The sequence below is a fragment of the Streptomyces sp. DT224 genome, assembly GCF_049844595.1.
Classification (GTDB): Bacteria; Actinomycetota; Actinomycetes; order Streptomycetales; family Streptomycetaceae; genus Streptomyces.
In genome coordinates this window covers 89,798-109,105 of sequence record NZ_JBNCLI010000017.1, presented here as the reverse complement: position 1 = coordinate 109,105, position 19,308 = coordinate 89,798, and the positions used below count along the sequence as shown (strand labels likewise).

Annotated in this window: 8 protein-coding genes; 7 read left to right on the top strand and 1 reads right to left on the bottom strand. The window is 66.5% G+C overall.

The genetic code is table 11. The features are described from left to right. Window positions 1-24: 24 nt before the first annotated feature. Window positions 25-891 carry a DUF5655 domain-containing protein gene (locus tag ACLQ2N_RS33545; RefSeq protein ID WP_425819158.1) on the bottom strand — a complete coding sequence of 289 codons (867 nt, stop codon included), beginning with the start codon at window positions 889-891 and terminating at the stop codon, window positions 25-27. Window positions 892-1,633: 742 nt separating this feature from the next. Here ACLQ2N_RS33545 and ACLQ2N_RS33540 point away from each other — a divergent pair. From ACLQ2N_RS33540 to ACLQ2N_RS33510, 7 genes are all read left to right on the top strand, one after another. Beyond that, the gene (locus ACLQ2N_RS33540) at window positions 1,634-3,202 is read left to right on the top strand and encodes a TIGR02677 family protein (protein WP_425819156.1); all 1,569 of its coding nucleotides are present in this window, start codon (window positions 1,634-1,636) and stop codon (window positions 3,200-3,202) included. After that, a complete protein-coding gene (locus ACLQ2N_RS33535; RefSeq protein WP_425819154.1) occupies window positions 3,202-4,623 on the top strand; it encodes a DUF2398 family protein in 1,422 nt (473 codons plus the stop codon). Before ACLQ2N_RS33540 ends, ACLQ2N_RS33535 begins: the two co-directional genes overlap by 1 nt. Next, window positions 4,620-8,939 (top strand): SbcC/MukB-like Walker B domain-containing protein, encoded by a 4,320-nt coding sequence (locus ACLQ2N_RS33530; protein WP_425819152.1) that lies wholly within the window; start codon window positions 4,620-4,622, stop codon window positions 8,937-8,939. The genes ACLQ2N_RS33535 and ACLQ2N_RS33530 overlap by 4 nt, the downstream gene beginning before the upstream one ends. Beyond that, window positions 8,936-10,258: a TIGR02679 family protein gene (locus ACLQ2N_RS33525; protein WP_425819150.1), complete on the top strand. Its 1,323-nt coding sequence runs from the start codon at window positions 8,936-8,938 to the stop codon at window positions 10,256-10,258. The genes ACLQ2N_RS33530 and ACLQ2N_RS33525 overlap by 4 nt, the downstream gene beginning before the upstream one ends. Before the next feature lie 54 nt (window positions 10,259-10,312). Continuing rightward, the gene (locus ACLQ2N_RS33520; protein WP_425819149.1) at window positions 10,313-11,383 is read left to right on the top strand and encodes a serine/threonine-protein kinase; all 1,071 of its coding nucleotides are present in this window, start codon (window positions 10,313-10,315) and stop codon (window positions 11,381-11,383) included. Window positions 11,384-11,457: 74 nt separating this feature from the next. Beyond that, window positions 11,458-14,394: a DEAD/DEAH box helicase gene (locus tag ACLQ2N_RS33515; protein ID WP_425819147.1), complete on the top strand. Its 2,937-nt coding sequence runs from the start codon at window positions 11,458-11,460 to the stop codon at window positions 14,392-14,394. Beyond that, entirely contained in the window at window positions 14,391-19,307 is a 4,917-nt protein-coding gene (locus tag ACLQ2N_RS33510) for an Eco57I restriction-modification methylase domain-containing protein (protein ID WP_425819145.1), read from the top strand. Before ACLQ2N_RS33515 ends, ACLQ2N_RS33510 begins: the two co-directional genes overlap by 4 nt. Window position 19,308: the final 1 nt, after the last annotated feature.

Sequence of the window (19,308 nt, the reverse complement as noted above, 5' to 3'; positions counted from 1 at the left end):
CCCGGCCCAGAGATCAGCAGGCGATCACGACGCCGCGTAGCTTGCCCGGAACAGACCCTGCGCCCGCTCCACGTCCTTCGGCGTACGGAGCTGAACCTCCAGGTCACCCGTCCCGTGGTGACCGAGATCGGACACGTCCCGGGTGAAGCCCGGAACGAGGTCGACGTCCTTCGGGTCGATCTTTAGGTACACCAGCAGCTTGGTCCGCTGCGGGGGGCACAGGCAGGCGAAGTTCCGCAGCCGCTGATACGCCCGGTAGGTCCTGCGCTCGACGACGTGCACGCCGTCCCCGAGCCCTAGCAGGGCCTCGTCGACCGCGCCGACCAACTCCGCCATCGCGGCCTCCTGGTCGTTCCCCGGCGTCTGGGCCGCAGACCGGCGCCGTGCGCGGCGGGACACCTGCATGCCGCCGCTGACGGAGGCCACGGTCTCCAGGCCGAGCAGGTCGCTGCCGAAGTACCGGTAGCGGACCAGGTCGATCGAGCGCCGGTGCTCACGCACGGCATGCACGTCGTAGCGGGTGAAATCACCTGCGATGCAGACAAGGCGCGGGCTGCTCCACAGGACCTGGGACGCGGCCGTCGGTCCGAGCAGGTCGCGGACCAGGCGCTCGAACTCATCACGGTGATCCACAAGCCACGACAGGTAGAACAAACCTTGATGGATCACGCCGGCGTCGATGCCGCGCTTGTACTCCACGATGACCGGTGAGCCGTTCTCGTCCAGCCCGAGCGAGTCGATCCGGCCCCCGTGCACCGGCCCGGTGCTGTACTCGCTCGCCAGGAACCGAACGCCCAGCAGCGTCTCCATGTGCGCCTCGACAAGCCCCTGCACATCGGCCTCGACTTCAGCAAGACGCGGCATGACCTCCGTCATGCCGCTCTTTGTCATGTCCGTACGGAACAACTTCAGGCCCGAAACCTCCCCCTTGACCAGGAGACCTACAACGTCGAGCCGATGCCAGATTGTTTCCCCGAGGGACTTCGAGGGTGTGAAGATGATGTGAGAAGCTACGCCCGGGTCACCGAAGGGCAGCCATGTCCCACGGTTCCCAGGGGTCGCCAGATCCCACATACGTCCCACGGGAACATGGGACGAGCGCCTGGAAGACTGCGTTTTCGCAGGTCAGCCCCCGTAGCTCAGTGGATAGAGCAGGTGCCTTCTAAGCGCCTGCTCTATCGAGAGGAACCATGAGCCGAGGCGCCAGCGACTGGCCCGCACCCGAAAATTTCGCGCAGCTACCAGCACGAGACAATTCACCGACACCTTCCGGTATCGATAGCCTAAAAGGCCGCCGCCTGTGGCGATACCAGCTGAAATTGCACGCCTGGAAATTCAAAGCGAGCCGCAATTGAGCTGAATTTTCCGTTCACTGCAAACGCAGCGGCAATCCATAAACCCCAAGCATTACTCATTTCATGCTTGGAATTTCGGGCGACGTCACGCGTCCTGTCCCCGCTTGTTGCGCCGACATCCGTCGGGACCACGCGAAGCACCGCTCGACCCTCAGCCGCGGGCCCGGCCTCACCCCTGCCGCAACGCTGCAGGGCAGCGTCATCTCCCGTTCGCAAGCCGATTGTCAGTGGCACCTGCCAGGGTATGCCGCAGTGTGTAGCCAGCCGAGGGGGCACAGGTGTTGCAGCGTGATGACTCTGGAGTCTCCGAGTCATTCGATCTTGATTCATTGACGGTGGGCGACCGCCTGCGACTGTTCAACTTCACGCAGCGCGATGATCCTGTCGCATATTTGTGGGTGCTGCGTGCGATGAACGTACTGCGAGCGGTACACCAGTTACAGGTTCACCCTGACGACGTGGCGAACACGTTGAAGGAGCTCGCCACAGAGCACGACGAGGTACCGTCTGCTGCGGATCTGAATCTGCGGGGCATGCTCGACAACCTCTCCTCGGACGACGAGCAGGTCCTCTATCGAGTGGAAGATCCGTTGCGGTGCGGCAATCTTGCCGCATACCGGAACCGGCAATCGGTCTACCAGTTCACGGAGATCGGCTACCGCGTCTACCGCGCGGTGGAGGAGGTCATCGGCTCCCGCGTACAGGACGCGAACCTGTCGCGGCTGGTCTTCGCCGACATCCTGACGGACTTCAAGGCGCTGGCGACAGCGAACCGGGAAGGCGACCGGGACGAGGTGTACCGCAAGCTCGCACGCCTCGACAGCGTGCTGGAAGACATGACCCAGCGGGCGGCGCGCTTCTATCTGACCCTGAACGACGTGGCGCGCACGACGGATGTCTCTCCCGAGACGTTCCTGCGCTACAAGCACGCGCTGCTGGCACACATGAGTGAGTTCACAGCGGAACTGGAGCGCTACGCGCCACGCCTGGCCGAGGCCGTGTACGAAGTGGAAGACACCGGGGTCGAGACCCTGCTGGAGCGGGCCGCCGCAGTGGATGAGCGGCCCATGATGCGGCCCTCCGCCCGACTGGAGGACTGGCGGCGGCGCTGGATCGGGCTGCGCCAATGGTTCTTGGCGGACGGCCCTGGGGAGACCAAGGCCGCCCATCTGCAAGGCGCTACCCGCACGGCTATTTCGGGGGTCATCGCCCTACTGCGGCAGGTGACGGAGTCACGTCGAGGTGGGGTGAGCCGGACCACCCAGCTCCGGCATCTTGCCGCCTGGGCGGCGGCTGCGCCGGATGAGCAGGCGGCGAACGCGCTGGTGTCCGCCGCCTTCGACCTGCGCTCGGTACGTCATCTATCGGGTGCCCACGACGACGATGACCAGATCTCGCCGCGGACGACGTGGTGGGATGCGCCTGGTGTAGAGGTCAGCATCAGCCTGTTCCGGCACGGCAAGCGGCCAGCACCGGGTGGCCCGCAACCGGTCCGTACCCGCCGTGGTGCCCATGCCCGGCTACGTGAGCAGCAGTTGGCGGATCGGGCCGCGGACCGGGAGGCCGCGAAGGATCTCCTGGACCATGGGCCGCACGACCGGGTGCTGAACGAGGCGGAGACCCGCGCCGTGCTCAAGCTGCTAACCCGTGCCCTGCAGGTGCGAACGGTCGTCGCGGGCCGACTGCGTTCCGGCACCGGCAGCAGCGACGTCCTGACGCTGCGCCTGATCCCGAACGAGCGCGGCAGCCAGCTGCGGACCGAGACCGGCACGCTGCACCTGCCCGGCTTCGCCCTGGAGATCAAGCCCCACGGTGCGATGCGCCGAAGCCGAACGGAGAAAACCTGATGCCCGCCCATCGCGTAGCCGCCTCCGTGGAGACCGCAGACCTTGGCTCGTACCAGCAAGCGGCCCGGCTCATGCTGCTGCATGGCATCGTCACCGAGAGCTACCCGCGGGCCAAGGCGCTTGCGCTGGTGCTGCAATGGGCCGACGAACTGGCCAAGGACTTCCGTGACCTGTTCGGCTACTCCTTGCAGACCAGCGCCCGTCACGCACGGCTGTTGCGGCGGCTGGACGCCTTCGACGCCAGCCAGGCGTTCCTCACGGTGAAGAGCAAGCGACCCTTCGACCGGCGGCGGCTGGCCTACCTCTGTCTGATCTTGGCCTGCCTGCACAGGTCGCGCGTCGAGATCAACCTCGCCGATCTCGTCAAACTGCTCACGCCGTCCGCGAACACGATCGAGCACTTGGGCTTCGATGCGACCGCACCAGGTCACAAGGACGCGGTCGTTGACGTGATGGACTGGCTCGTCGACCGGGGTGCACTGCGGATCTCCGATGGCTCCATGGAGGACTGGGCCCGTGACCACGACCGCGGGGACGCGCTGTTCGACATCGACCACGACACCTGCGCGGCGCTTTTCCGGCCGAACAAACCGCTGCAGCACCTGGTCAGCGCTGCTGGGCTGTTGGACACTCCGACCGCCGGCACCGGGCGCGACCCCCGTCGCCGCTTTGCTGCCCAGCGAGCCCGTCGGCTGCTGATCGAGTACCCGGTGGTCTACTTCAGCGACACCGACGCGGAGACCGCGATAGCACTGCGCCAGCCCACCCTGGCCGAGGACATCGCACGGCTTACCGGGTTGCCTGTCGAGCGCCGGGCCGAGGGCATCATGCTCGTAGACACCACAGGGCACTTTACGGACAAGCGGTTCCCCGGCCGCGGCGGAGCCGTCAACCGGACTGCCGGGCTGATACTCGCGAAGATCGCGGACCTGCGGGAAGACCCGGACCGGGCCAGCAGCCTTCACTACCTCCTGCCCACCGATCCAGGAGAGGAACACGCAGTCCTGCTCAGCCGCATCGATATGGCCCTGCCGCAGGCGGGCACGCTCGAAGCCTTGGCGCACGACCCGCACGCGGATGCTGGCGAGCACGCGGCCGAGGCCGATCCGGACTCCCCGGAGCATGAGGGGCAGACGGGCTTGCCCTTCGTGGAACACGGCACGCTGGAGCAGATGATCACCGAGCTCTATGAGGAGTTCGGCCCCTCGTCCTTCACCAACAAGTGGCAGGCCGATCCCGGCGGGCTACTGGCGGAGGCGGTCGCGCTCCTGGCGGACCTGCGCCTGGTCCACATCGTCCCCGGCGGGATTCTGGTCCGGCCCGCGGCCGGCCGCTACCGCAATATCACCGCCGTCCTACCGCGCCCCGCGCACGACGGCCAGTTCGCTCTTGACTTCCCCACTGAGGAAACCTTTCGATGACGCTCATCCCTCACTCCCGCACCGCTGACCGGTCGGAGGTCCGCTTCAAGCCCACCCGCGCCGGAGTGATCGGCCTATGGGACTACACCGACGAGGAGTTCGTCTTCGCCGACGGACGCCTGGTCCTGCGCGGGCACAACGGTTCCGGCAAGACCAAGGCCCTGGAGGTTCTCTTCCCCTTGGTCCTGGACGGTGTCCTCGACGCGAGGCGTCTCGATCCGTTTAGCGGCGAGGAGCGCACCATGAAGTCGAACCTGCTCTACAAAGGGCAGGAGTCCGCATACGGCTATGTGTGGATGGAGTTCGCCCGCACCGCACCCGACGGAGAGGTCCTCGAAGCCGTCACCGTGGGGATCGGCATGCGGGTGACCAAGCCGATGTCCACGCCGGCCCGCTTCTTCTTCGTCACCGACGGCCGTGTCGGCATCGACTTCGGCCTGCTGGACGCCGCCTCGCGCCCGCTGCGGGAGAACGCTCTGAAGAAGCTCCTGGGTGAAGGAGCCACCTACGCTACGGCGGAGGCGTACCGGGAGGCGATCGATGACCGGCTGTTCGGGCTGGGCCGCGAGCGCTACAACCAGCTGGTCAACCTTCTGCTCCAGCTACGGCGTCCTCTGCTGGCCAAGGACCTCGACCCGGTCAAGGTGTCCGACACCCTCACCGCCGGCCTGCGTCCCGTCGACGAGGACCTCATCCTGCAGGCCGCCCGCGATTTCGAGAACCTCGCCGAGATCCAAGCGCTCCTCAACGCACTGACGGGGGCGGACACCGCGGTCCGGACCTTCCTGCGTGAATACACCGGTTATCTGCGCGCCCATGCCCGTGACCGCGTGGACCAGGTCACCGGGCGCATTCAGGACACAGCCGCGCAGTGCGAGACGATCATGGAGGCGGCGGAGGACCACCGCACCGCCGAGCGGCAGCTGGCCTCCTCACAGCATGAGCGCGATACCGCCGAACGCCGGTGCAATGAGCTCAGCGCGAGCCTGGCCGAGTACAAGAACCACGACGCTATCAAGCAACAGAACGGTCTCGAGGAGCTGCGCGATCGCGTACGCAACGAGCGCCAGGGCATCGCGGAGAGTGGCCGCCACCTCAACCGGGCCCAGGAGGGCTTGGCTGCCCTCAAAGGGGAGGCTGAGCGGGCTCTCCTGAGACACGATGAGCTACGCAAGGCCGCTTCTCGGCATACCCACAGTCTCATGGACGCGGCGCGCCGCTGCGGCGTCCTGCACGACGACGACACACTGGATCTCGGTGCCGATCTGGACACGGACGTGGCAGGCCGGGTTGCCGCGCGTCGCAGCGAAGTGGAGGACGTACGCGTCCACCTCAGCGCGTCCGAGAACGCCGCGAAGGACCAGGAGCGCGAGCAGGAGCACGCTGACGCGGCGAGCGGTGAGCTGACCGAGACCGAGCGGCAATCCGCCGCAGCAGCTGAGAAGCTCGAGATCGTCCGCGCCACGGCCGACCAGGAGCTGGAGGAGTTCATCAGCCGCTGGAGCGGCAGTGATGACACCGCGGTCTTGGTCGCCGCCGACGGTGACGTACTGCGTACTGCCATCGCCGCGGTGGGGGAACCCGAAGCGGCCTCGCTGCCGGAGGAGTTTCGTTCTCTCACCGACCAGCGCCGCACCAGTGCTCTGGCCCGCGTCGAGAACTTGAAGCGGGAGTACAGCGACGTCGCGGAGGCCCTGCGATCCAGGCGAGCAGAGCGCGACACCGTGGCAGCGGAAGGCGACGACGCGCCCCCGCCCAGTGACCTGCGCCCCGCCAGCCGCGATGCGCGGCCCGGTGCGCCGTTGTGGCAGCTTGTGCGGTTCGCCGAGGATGTTCCCAACGATCATGCGGCTGCGGTGGAGGGCGCCCTGTACGCGGCCGGCCTGCTCACCGCCTGGCTGCACCCCGACCTTGCGCTGACCGACCAGGCACTGCACGACAAGCTCGGCGACGCCTATCTGCGCCCACTGCCTCCCGCGCAGCGGCCGACCGGACGCACCCTGGCCGACGTACTGGTCGTCGAAGATCAGCAGCTCGTCTCCGCCGCGGCCGTACAGGCTGTCCTGGCGTCCGTCGCCGTAACGGACGACGTCCCTGCGACGGACGGCGCGCTGCGCGCTCCTGCGGTCACGACCGGCTCGCACTTCTGCCTCGGCATCCAGGTCGGTGCGCATCCTAAGGATCAGCCGGAGTACATCGGGGCCACGGCACGAGCCGCCCGCCGGCGCGAGCGGCTGCGCCTGCTCGAAGAATCCATCGCCGTCCTGGAAGCTCAGCTCGCCGGCATCGAAGAGCAGCAGAGGCACGCGCAGGAAGCATGCGACGACTTCGACCGCGCCCGGCATGAGCTCCCGCGCACCCAACCGATCATCCAGGCGGTGGGTCAGGTGGCGGTGGTGGCGGAGAAGGCCGCTGGCGCACGCCGCCGCCTCTCCGAAGCCCGCAAGCGGCTCGACGGGGCGATTGCGCGCGCCCATGAGAAGAATCGGCAGCTTCGGCATGCTGCCACAGCCGCACGGCTGCCTACGCTTCGTGAGGAACTGGACAACGTCGCGCAGGCCATCGACGACTTCGCCGACGCCGGCAAGGCGCTCTCCGCCTGCCGTGAGCAGGCCGATGCGGCCGAGCGCGACATCGCCGGCCGCAAGGAGATCACCGAAGCGCAGACCGAGTCCTGCTCAGAGCAGGCTGAGGCGCTACAGGCGCGTAGGGATGCGTTCGCCGTTCAGGAGGAACGTCTGCGCACCCAGGAAGCGACGCTCGAAGCTCCTCTGCAGGAGATTCTGCAGCAGATCACGGACGCGGAGGAGCAGCTCACCACGGCGCAGAAGACGTACGACCGTGCGAAGAAGGACGCGGAAGAGCATCGAGACCGGCTTCTGAAGGCTGACCATGCCCTGGAGTTCGGCCGTACCGCACTCGCCACGGCCGTGGCGGAGCAGGTGCGCACCACGCTCACGCTGGAGCCATATGCCCGGCCCGACCTTCTCGGCCTCCTGGAAGCGAACGCCGAGACCATCTGGCTGCCCCACGACATGTGGCCGAGCCCCGAGCAGGCAGTCCAGGCCCTCATGGACAGCCTGACCTCGCCCGGCATTCCCCTCACGGGCATCGAAGCCGCCCAGAGCGTCGTCCCCGCATCCGTCGCTTCCTTGGTCAACGCGCTCGATGAGGCGACCCGGGGCCGACCGATCACCTCGAGCCTCCTGAAGACCGTGACATCCAAGATCTCTAGCGCTATCACCGCGCTGGAGGCAGCCCTGCTGGAATCTGATCAGGGTTACCTCTTCGAGTGGGAGCCGGCCGGTGACATCATCCTGGCCCGGGTCACCGACAGCGAAGGCCCCGCCCCCGTAACGGACTTCGCCCGTCGCCTGGCCGAACAGCTCGCCGATCAGAGCGTACTGCTGGAAGACAGGGAACGGACCGTCCTGGAGGACGGACTCCTGACCGGGCTGGCCGAGCAAATCCATGATCGCACCGTCGCCGCCCGCGACCTGGTCAAAAGCATGGACGCCGATACCCGCTCCAAGCCGATGTCCTCCGGTACCACCGTGGGCATCAACTGGATCACCTCCGACGCACTCACCGACTCCCAGCAGGCCGTCAACAAACTGCTCGACAAGGACGCCTCCGGTCTCGGACCGGCAGGACTGGCCGAGCTCCGCTCCCACCTGCGCAGCCAGATCCGCGCGAGGGCTGCTGCCGACAAGAAGAGGAGCTACCAGCAAGTGATCGCTGAGGTTCTGGACTATCGCGCCTGGCGCAAGTTCGAACTCCGGCTGTTCCGGCCGGGCATGAGCGAAGAGGAGCGGAAGAAGGGAGAACTGCTCACCAAGGCCAAGCACAGCGTGATGTCCGGCGGCGAGAAGTCCGCCTCCATCCACCTTCCGCTCTTCGCAGCCGCCCATGCGCAGTACAGCTCCGCCTACCCCACCTGCCCGCGGCTGATCGCCCTCGACGAAGCTTTCGCCGGCATTGACGAGAAGTACCGCCCCGACCTGCTCGCCCTCACGGCCAAGTTCGACCTCGACCTCTTCATGACGGGCTACGACCTGTGGATCACCTACCCTGACGTGCCGCAGATCTCCCACTACGACATGAAGCACGACGAGGCGTCCCACACCGTCTCCGCCATGCTGCTGGTCTGGGACGGCGAACAGATCCTCGATGACCTCGAGTACCCCGGATCCGACGATCTTGCCGCCGAACTCCTTGGCTTCGCGCCCCGTCGGCACGTTCCCGCAGGGGCAGGACTGCTCGCGGACATCCACGAGGACGAGCCGACGAACAACAAGGTCGAGGAGACAGAATGACCGGATCGACAGAGGCATACGAGCGCTACCGGGCCCCCGAGTTCCGCCGGCTCCTGGCTGCTGCCCGGCGCTCGCTCGAGCGCAACGGCGGCGAGGTCAAGGGCTCCATCGGCCTGGCCAACCCGACCTCGGCCGAACGCACCGCTGTCATCGGCATCACCGGTACGTACCGGTCGGCCGATGTCCGCCGCATCACCATCCCCCTCGGAGCATTGGAGGAGAGCGTCCGCAACGTCACGGGCATGTCGCTCCGCGACGTCCTGGAACGGATCGGCCCCGAGCTGCGTTTTCGGGCCGATGAGCGGACCGTGCTCGATCAGGCCCGGCAGAGGATCGTTGCTGAGGGCGAGGCCAGCCCGCTGCATGCCGAGCATGCCTGGTACCGGCAGTGGCTGGCCGGCCTCGCATCCGACGGCACGATCACCGCACTGATCAATAAGAAGGACACCCACCTCTTCAGGCAGGCCGTCCGCGTCCTGGAACACCTCTACAACCGGCCAAGCGACGCTCCACCGATCATGCTGCCCGTCTTGGCCGACACCACCACAGGAGACACCAAGGCCCTCAACCCCGGCCGCGGCTCTCTGCCGACACTGGTCCTGCGGGCCTTGGCCATGGCACGCGGAGTCCCACTCGGATCAGGGGCCGAAAGTCGGCGCGATTTGTGGGACGCCTTCGACGTCATCGTCGACGACCTGGCCAGCCGTGTCCTCGTCCTGAACCTCCCTGCGACCGGCCAGGGGCTGGGCCAGTGGCTCACCGACGCCGCCCACTACGGCACTCCATTCCACATCACCCTCCACCAGCTCATCACCCTTCCGATCGCCGTGAACCTGCCAACGGTGTACGTCTGCGAGAATCCGGCCGTGCTCCGCCGCGCCGCTGGTGAGCTCGGTGCCAGCAGCCCGCCGCTGATCTGCACCGAGGGACGCCCCTCGACCGCCTTTCACCGGCTGGCGCGGTTGGTCGTCGAAGCCGGTGGCACCTTGCTCTACCACGGGGACTTCGACTGGCCCGGCATCGACATGACGAATCAGCTCCGTATCCGCTATCACGCCAAACCCTGGCGAATGAGTGCTGCGGACTACCTCAGCGGTGTTCGCGCCGACAGCGACCAAGTCCGGCTGAGCGGAAGGCGGCAGGACACCTGCTGGGAGCCAGAGCTCGCAGAGGTCATGGAAAGGGAGAACCGTGCTGTCTACGAGGAGGCGGTCGCCGACACACTCCTGGCCGATTGGTCATATGAGTCGCGGATAAGATCCAGCGAGGCACAAGAGGTAGCCCGTGACGCTGATAACCTCAGCGTTGTTGACGTGTGACGCATCGCGTCCGGCGCATTCGCCTTCATCTGCCCGGTCGCGGAACGGGGGGCGATGGTGTTCGAGCCGCTGCGGGAGAACGACCCCCGAGAAATCGCGGGCTTCCGACTGACCCAGCGTCTCGGCCAGGGCGCCATGGGCGTCGTTTACCTCGGATACCGCAGCCCCCGCCCCGTGGCGATCAAGGTCATCAAGCCGGCGCTGGCAGACCAGCCGTACTTCCGTCAGCGGTTCGCCCAGGAGCTGGAGGCGATCCGGCGTGTCGGTGGATTCCACACCGCGGCGCTCGTGGACGCTGACCCGGACGCGGAGCAGCCCTGGATCGCCACCGAGTACGTCCACGCACCCTCGCTCGATGTACTGCTGAACCAGCATGGCGCCGTGAGTGAGCTCGGGGCGTGGTGGCTGGCCGCAAGTCTGTCCGATGCTCTGATTCACATCCACTCTGTCCGGCTTCTCCACCGCGACCTGAAGCCCAGCAACGTGCTCGTCACCACACAGGGCACTCGTGTGATCGACTTCGGCGTCTGCCATGTCGGAGGTGCGACCGGCCTCACATCCGGCGACGTGCCGGTCGGCACCCTCGTGTACATGGCGCCGGAGCAGGCCATGGACTCCCGCAAGGCGAGCGAAGCCGCGGACGTGTACAGCCTGGGCGCGACGCTCGTGCATGCGGCGACTGGGCACCCCCCGTTTTACGCCGATATTCCGGTACAGCGGATACTGGACGTTCCTCCCGATCTCTCGGGCCTGCCCGAGAGCCTGCGAGGGCTGATTGTCAGTACCTTGTCCTACTCTCCGGAGGACAGGCCGACCGCCCACAGTGTGCTGGAGGCAGCCATGGACCGGCTGCTCGAGCATGCCGTGCCGGTCAGTGGTCCGCTTTACCCGCCGTTGCCCGGCGCGTTCCTCACGGACGTGCTGCAGGTGGAAGGTGCGCCTCCGGTGCCGCCGAATCCTCCTGAGCCAGTGTCGGCTCAGGAGGGTCTTGAGGGTCCGGAGCTCGGGGACGAGGTATCGCCCGCTGAACCTGCCGTCGCCGGCGCGTCCAGTGGCGGGGGCGCCCCCTGGGCTGACCGTTGGCGCGGAAAAATCCGCGACCGGCGATCTGACTTCGGCGGCTGATTCCGCCTGGTGCACAGCGGGATCGGTAGTAGAGCACGACAAGGCAATAGACAGTGACCGAAAGAGGGAACCCGGTGACCAGCTCCGCAGGCACAGCCAAATTCGCCGCGGGCATGCAGGTCCGTGCACGGGACGAGGACTGGCTGGTCGTCGAGGTGTCCGAGACCTTGCACGACGGCACGCGCCTGGACGTCCGCGGCATCTCCCCGCTCGTGCGCGACCAGCGAGCTGTCTTCTTCGCCCACGAATCCCTGGATCGGGTCACCCCTCTGCGGCCCGAGGACACGGACCTCGTCGTCGACGACTCCCCGGAGTGCCGCCGCTCCCGGCTCTTCATCGACGCATTGATCCGCAAGACCCCGCTTCCGCTGTCCGAACAACGGCTCGCCACCGTCGGCACACACCTCCTCGACAACCTCGCCTACCAGCGCGAGCCCGCCAGAGCGGCCCTGCGCGGTCTGCGCCCGAGGTTGCTCATCGCCGACGCAGTCGGACTGGGCAAGACCCTGGAGATCGGGCTGCTGCTGTCGGAGCTCATCCGCCGGGGCAGGGGCGAGCGCATCCTCGTCGTCACGCCCAAGCACATCCTGGAGCAGTTCCAGCACGAGCTGTGGACGCGTTTCGCGATCCCCCTCGTACGCCTGGACTCGACCGGCATCGAGCGCATCCGCCAAAACATCCCGGCCGGCCGCAACCCCTTCTCGTACTACAAGCGCGCGATCATCTCCATCGACACCCTGCGCTCTGACCGCTGGCGCAGCCACCTCATGCAGGTCGCCTGGGACGCCGTGGTCATCGACGAGTCACACAAGCTGATCAACACCGGGACCAAGAACAACCGGCTCGCAGGGCTGCTCGCCCCGAGGACCGACGCCCTGATCCTCGCCAGCGCCACACCCCACAACGGTCAGCGCGAGTCGTTCGGTGAGCTGCTGAGCCTGCTCGACCCGACCGCCATCCCCGACACCAGCGACTACGACGAGACTCAGCTCGACCACCTGTACGTCCGTCGGCACAAGATGTCCCCCGACGTCTCGGCGGAGATCGGCCACAAGTGGGCCACCCGCAAGCCGCCAGTGGCCTTCGACTGCGTCGCAAACCCCACGGAACAGAAGATCTTCGAGGAGCTGTACGACGTCTGGATCAGGCCGGAAGCAGGCCAGTCGGCTCCGGTGAGCGGCAAGGGCGCCCGACTGTTCCCGTATACGCTCCTGAAAGCCTTCCTCTCCTCGCACAAGGCGTTGGCCGAGACGGTGAAGAACCGGATTGAGCGCATCGACGAGGACGCACAGAAACACCCGGAAAAGGGTGCGCAGCGCGCCGCAGAGCGATCGGCGCTGACGCGGCTGGGCCAGCTCGCCGGCGAGGCCACAGTGGAGGACGCGGCGAAGTTCCGCCGCCTGGTCGACGAGCTGAAGGGCATGGGGATCGGGCCGGGGTCCGACAAGCGCGTCGTCGTCTTCTCCGAGCGCCGCGCCACCTTGCAGATGCTCCATGAGGCCCTGCCCGGTGAGCTCGGCTTCGAGGTGAGCGACGAAAAGGGGCGCGGGGCTATCCGCCAGCTGCACGGCGGCCGGCCCGATGACGAGCAGCAGCGGACCGTGAAGGACTTCGGCCTGGCGGACAGCGAGCTGCGAGTCCTGCTCACGGGTGACATCGCCTCTGAGGGCGTCAACCTGCACCGCCAGTGCCACCAGATGATCCACTACGACTTGCCCTGGTCGCTGATCACCATCGAGCAGCGGAACGGCCGTATCGACCGGTACGGCCAGCAGACGTCCCCAGAGGTCCGAGCCTTGCTCCTGGTCCGCCAGGACGAGGACCCCGACGTGCCCTCCGCCGACCGACTGGTCTCGCGGCGGCTGCTGGAGCGCGAGGACGAGGTCCACCGCACGCTCGGTGAGGCCGCCTCCATCCTCGGGCTGCGCGACGAGGAGGCGGAAGAGACCGCGATCAAGTCGGGACTCGCGGACGGGAGGATGTTCGACGAGATCGTCCCCGCACAGCCGATCGACCCCTTCAACCTCTTCATGGCGCACCACACCGTCGACGGGTCGGGGGCCCATTACCGCGTACCGCAGCTGTTCGCCTCGACACGAGCCTTCGTCGAGGAGGCGCTCGACGAGGTCTATGGCAACCCCGAGGAGAAGATCGGGAAGGCGTGGGACAAGGACCATCCCGAGATGCTCTCCTTCGCCCCAGACCGCGAACTACAGCGACGCCTTCTCGTCCTTCCGCAGACCTACCTGGACGAGCGCGGAGTGCTCGACAAGCTCAGGGTCACCTTCGACCCCGGTTTCGCTCAGCAGCGCCTGGACCGCGCCCGCGAGCGCAGCGGCGAGAGGAGCAAGGGCGCGATCACGAAGCAGGAGCGGCGCGAGACGTCCGGCTGGCCCGACGTCAGCTACCTCACCGACCAGCACCCGGTGGTGGAGTGGCTCACCGACAAGGTCCTGGTCCGGCTCACCCGCAACGCCGCGCCAGTCATCACGGCCAACGTCCCCGGGCCGGTGTTCCTGATGCAGGGCATGTACTCCAACGCCAAGGGTCACCCGACAGTCCTCGCCTGGTCCTGCGTGACCGGACTGGAGTACGGCAGCCCCGTGTTCGATGACGATCTGGTTGGTGTCCTGGAGCGCGCCGGCGTGAAGCCGAAGATGCTGAACCGGCCCTTCGCCGGGGACATCGATGCCCTGCGTGCCCTGGTGCCACGGGCGGTCGAGGCCACACGGCAGCACCTGCTCACGCTACGTAGCAGCCAGGAAGAACCGCTGATCGAGCAACTGGCCGAGTATGAGAAGCGCCTGGCAGCGTGGCGCAAGGCGAGCCAGTCGACGTTTGAGCAGCTCACCCTCGGCATCCGACGCGAGCATGAGGAACAGCGGGTGGAGACCACCGCAATAGAGGTCGAGCAGCTGATCGAGCAGCTCGCCACCCAGGGCGATTCGATGATCCGCGTGATCGGGGTCCTCGTCCCTGCCGCCGCAGCCAGTGACCAGAAGGGTGCGTGACCACCGTGGCATTCGAAGCGATCATCAACCGCGGTGAGTACATCTCCGCCCACTACCTCGCCGAGCTCTTCGCCAAGGACCTCGCTGACCTGCGCAAACGCTGGACTGCAGCGGACCGGGCCGGAGCACCCACGTCCCGCTCCGGCGTGAGGAACCTGGGCCGCGACTACTTCAAGGCCAAGGTCCGCATCACCGAGAAGGACGACTTCGGCGGATCCGAGCTGCGCAAGCTCAACGACGGTCTGCTCGCCGCGCTCGCATACATTCCCCGTGGAGACGAGCCTCCAGAGCGCGAGGACGACACCCACGCCAGGGTCCAGCGGGGTGTCTTCGAGGTCATGCACAGTGACAAGCCCCGGGAAGTCCCTGTCGCCTTCGCGGTGAAGGGGCCTGGGGGTGTCGAGCTGATCGCGCTGGACGTCACCTGGAGCACGGACGCCGAACTCGTCGCCTCCGACGTCGAAGACGGCGGCGCGCAGCTGCTCGCGCCCATCGCCCTCGACGGCAGAAACGAGATCACCAGTGCGGCGGACGCCGTCACCTTCCTCTTCGGCAGCGAGGACGCCTACGCGCCCAGGTTCGTACTCCTGCTCGCCGGCGGTGCAGTGCTGCTCGCCGACCGCACCGCGTGGCACGAGGGCCGATTCCTGGGCGTCAGCATCGACGCCGCGCTCGACCGCAACCTGGCCGCCGACGGCGGCGAACTGGAAGCCGTCTCAGCCCTGTTCGGTGCGGAGTCCCTGCTGACAGAAGGCGGCGCCGCTGGATTCCTGGACAACCTCGTCGACAAGGGCCGCAAACACGCCGTCGGCGTCTCGAAAGAGCTGCGGGAGGGCCTGCGACAGTCCGTCGAACTGATCGCCCAGGAGATCCTGGACCGCATCCACGATCAGGATGGCGACCCTTCCGAGCTCGGCGACAGCAGCGAACTCGCCAACCGACTCACCCGCGAATCACTGCGCTACCTGTACCGCATTCTGTTCCTGCTGTACGCAGAAGCCCGACCGGAACTGGGCATCCTGCCCAGCAAGGACGACGCCTACCAGGACGGCTACGGGCTAAGCCGACTTGGTGAACTCGTCTCGTACGACCTTCCGAACGAGGCTCAAGACGGCTTCCACTTCCACGAGTCGCTGGATCTACTGTTCCGTCTCGTCGACCAGGGACACCACGCCTTGGAAGAGCAGGAGCCGAGCGACACCGGATTGGCCCCGGACGGCATCCGCTTCGAGTCCCTGCGCAGTGACCTGTTCCACGCGAATGCCACGCCGCTGATCGGATCGGTACGCATCGACGGCCAGCGCGTCGACACCCGGCTGCGCAACAAGGTGCTGTGGGGGGTGCTGAACCGCCTCATGCTCAGCCGAGGCACCGGCAAAGGCTTCATCTCCTACGCCCAGCTCGGCATCAACCAACTCGGCGCGGTGTACGAGGGCCTGATGTCGTACACCGGCTTCTTCGCTTCCGAGGACCTGTACGAGGTAGCCAAGCCGGACTCGGACGGGCTGGCCGGCACATGGGTCGTCCCCCAGCGCGAAGCGGACAACTACGACGACGAAGTCTTCGTCAAGCGCCCCGACGAGATCACAGGCGTACCCAGGCGGATCGAGCACAAGAAGGGCTCCTTCGTCTACCGCCTCTCCGGCCGCGAGCGGCAGCGCTCCGCCTCGTACTACACGCCCGAGGTACTCACCCGTAGTACGGTCAAGCACGCTCTGGCCGAGCTGCTCGACGAGGATGGCGAGATCACGAAGGCTCGCGACATCCTGGACCTGGTGGTGTGCGAGCCGGCCCTCGGTTCGGGAGCGTTCCTCAACGAGGCCATCAACCAGCTCGCCGCCGAGTATCTGCGCCGCCGCATGAGTGAGCTCTCGGTAGAGCGCAGCCAGGACGTGCAGCTGCCGCCGGACCAGTACGAGGCAGAGCTGCAGAAGGTCAAGGCGTACCTGGCCCTCCACAACTGCTACGGCGTGGACCTCAATCACACCGCAGTCGAGCTGGCCGAGGTGTCGCTGTGGCTCAACGCGATGCACGAGGGTCTCAAGGCCCCATGGTTCGGGCTCCACCTGCGCCGTGGTAACTCCCTCATTGGTGCGCGCCGCGCGGTGTACGCCGCCGAGACGCTGAAGAAGAAGGCGTGGCTGACCGCAGCACCAGTCGACCGCCCGCTGAGGGATGGCATGGTCGAAGGCGCCTTCAAGGACGGCGAGGAGATCCATCATTTCTTGCTCCCGGCAAAGGGATGGGGAGCGGTCGCCGACTCGGGCGAGGCAAAGGAGCTAGCCAAGGAAGACCGGGATCAGCTTGCCGAGTGGCGTAAGCGAGCCGCCTCCACCCCGAGTGTCACCCAGGGCAAGCGGCTCCTGACCCTGGCCACCAGAGTCGAGCGTCTCTGGGAGCTGGCCAGGCGGCGGCTCGTCATCTCTGAGAAGGAGATTCGCCGTGACATCGCCGTTTGGGAGGTGGAGCCGGACCGGCCGCTGCCCCTATCTTCGGGAGCCGTCTCACGGGAGCGGATCGAGGCAGCCCTCAAAGAGCCTGGCGCCCCGCTGGGCCGGCTGAAGCTGGTCATGGACGCCTGGTGCGCTCTCTGGTTCTGGCCAGTGGGCCAGCGCGACACACCTGAGCCCCCGGACCTGGCCGAATGGCTGGACTTCTGCGAGGCCGTCCTAGGTGTGCCGCCGGCCAAAGCGAAGGCCGCCAAGGCAAAGGGGATCAAGAAGGCAAGCACCGCAGGACACGACGACCTCTTCGGCCTCTTCGGCGACACCGGCGACTTCGACCAACTCGCCGTGGACGACTCCAACGACCGGCTGATGAGCCAGTGCGCCGAGATGCCAGCGATCGCCCTGCGCTTCCCTTGGCTGAGCGAGATCGACGCGATCAGTCGTCGGGAAGGCTTCTTCCACTGGGAGCTGGAGTTCGCGCACGTCTTCAGCCAAGGCGGCTTCGACCTTCAGGTGGGCAACCCGCCGTGGCTCAACTCCGAGTGGAAAGACGATCTCGCAGTAGCAGAGTACGACGCCTGGTTCGGCTTGGAGAAGCAAGCAACCGAGGACGTTAGAACAGATCGGCGGGCGACGGCACTGGCCGAACCCGGAGTATTGCGGGCCTACCTCGCCGACCTCTCTTCCTGGGTGGGGAGCGACGCGCACCTGGGCTCGGCAGTTGACCACCCGATGTTGAGTGGGCTTCGGACCAACCTCTATCTGAACTTCATGGAGCGGACCTGGCGCAGCATGGGCCAAAAGGGCACAGTTGCGTTGATCCACGAGGAGAACCACTTCTCCGTCCCCCGGGGTGGCGCTTTCCGCGCTTCCACGTACGCCAGACTCAGGCGGCACTTCCAATATGGCAACAACATTCTGCTATTCGAAGATGTCGACAATAACAAGCCCTTCGGGGTTAGCGTCTATGGTCCCCCTCGCGAGATCGGCTTCCTCCAGGTCGCCCGCGCCGTGCATCCCTCCATCGTGGACGGCTCCTTTACCCACAGCGGCGAAGGGCCACTGCCGGGGATCCAGTTTCCCGAGGGGGGCTGGGACCTCCGTCCCCACAGGGATCGCATCGTGCACGTCGACCGGGGTGTGCTCGCCAGTTGGGCCGCCGTCATCGATGAACCGGACACCCCAGCCGAACAAGCCAGGGTGCTACGTCCAGTGACAGTGGAGGACAACCAAGCTCTTCAAGTCCTCGCCGCCTTTGGTGAACGGCTACACGATCACCCCTATTGGTTCTCATTCGAACTGAATGAGAAAACCTCCAGGGAGAAGGGAATTATCGAAAAGCGCAGCGCCGTGCCTGCCTCCTGGGACGAGGCTGTGCTTCAGGGCCCCCACTTCTCAGTAGCCACCCCCTTCGCCAAGCAGCCCAACCCGGGCTGCAAATCCAACAAGGACTACACCGACTGGGACTTGGAAGAACTCCCCGAAACCTTGGTGCCGCGTACCAATTACGCGCGGGCGTGCTCGAAGGTGGACTTCGCCGCGGCACGGCGGTCCTGGGGCAACGTGCCTTCGGGAGACTTCTTCCGGGTGACATGGCGCAGAATGATCACGTCGAATACCGAGCGCTCGCTTCAGCCCGCTCTACTGCCTCCCGGGCCAACTCACGTAGATGCGGTTCACACCCTTGCCCTCCGCTCAAACCGTGGCACCGGCGTCGTCGCTGGACTCTGGGCTTCGCTCGTCTATGACTACCTGGTCAAGGTCTCCGGCGCCTCCAAGGTCAATATCGAGCTAGCACGGAGCTTCCCCAGCCCGCTTTCCCATCCCCTTACCACTCCCCTTCTCCTACGGACCCTACGTCTCAACTGTCTGACCCGTGATTACGCCCCTCTGTGGGAGGAGCTCTTCGAGTCGGCCTGGCAGAGAGACCGCTGGACGGACACCGTCTCCGTTCGCCCCCCGTTGAATGAAGTCGTTAGGGCTTGGTCCATGGCCACCCCACTGCGCACCGAGTACGACCGCCGGATGGCGCTGGTGGAGATCGACGCCCTAGCAGCCGTGATGCTTGGGCTGAGCGCTGAGCAGTTGTGTGCGATGTATCGCTCGCAGTTCGCTGTGCTGCGCAAGTACGAATGGGAAGCGTTTTATGCCGCCGATGGCCACAAGATCGGGGCGGCCACCCACAACGTAGGCGTCCGGCAGATCCCCGAGGAGACGGCCCACGTCAAGGCGTGGGTCAAAGCCGCCCGCGCCGGCGACTCGACTCCCGAGGTTCCCGACGGCTGGGTGAAGCCTGACCGCGAGGCCGAGATGACGCGGGCCCACGCCGACTTCACCGCACGGCTACTCGCTGGCGAGTATGGCGACTATGCCGCGTACGCCGCCGAGCACGGGGATCACGGCAACCTCCTCGGCGCGGCCGAAGCCGAGCAGGTCCTCGCCGACGTTCCGGCAGAAAGCAGGTAAG

Coding starts and splice junctions, on each gene's coding strand:
- ACLQ2N_RS33545 (WP_425819158.1), bottom strand. CDS start 891: ATGACAAAGAGCGGCATGACGGAGGTCATGCCGCGTCTTGCTGAAGTC.
- ACLQ2N_RS33535 (WP_425819154.1), top strand. CDS start 3,202: ATGCCCGCCCATCGCGTAGCCGCCTCCGTGGAGACCGCAGACCTTGGC.
- ACLQ2N_RS33530 (WP_425819152.1), top strand. CDS start 4,620: ATGACGCTCATCCCTCACTCCCGCACCGCTGACCGGTCGGAGGTCCGC.
- ACLQ2N_RS33525 (WP_425819150.1), top strand. CDS start 8,936: ATGACCGGATCGACAGAGGCATACGAGCGCTACCGGGCCCCCGAGTTC.
- ACLQ2N_RS33520 (WP_425819149.1), top strand. CDS start 10,313: ATGGTGTTCGAGCCGCTGCGGGAGAACGACCCCCGAGAAATCGCGGGC.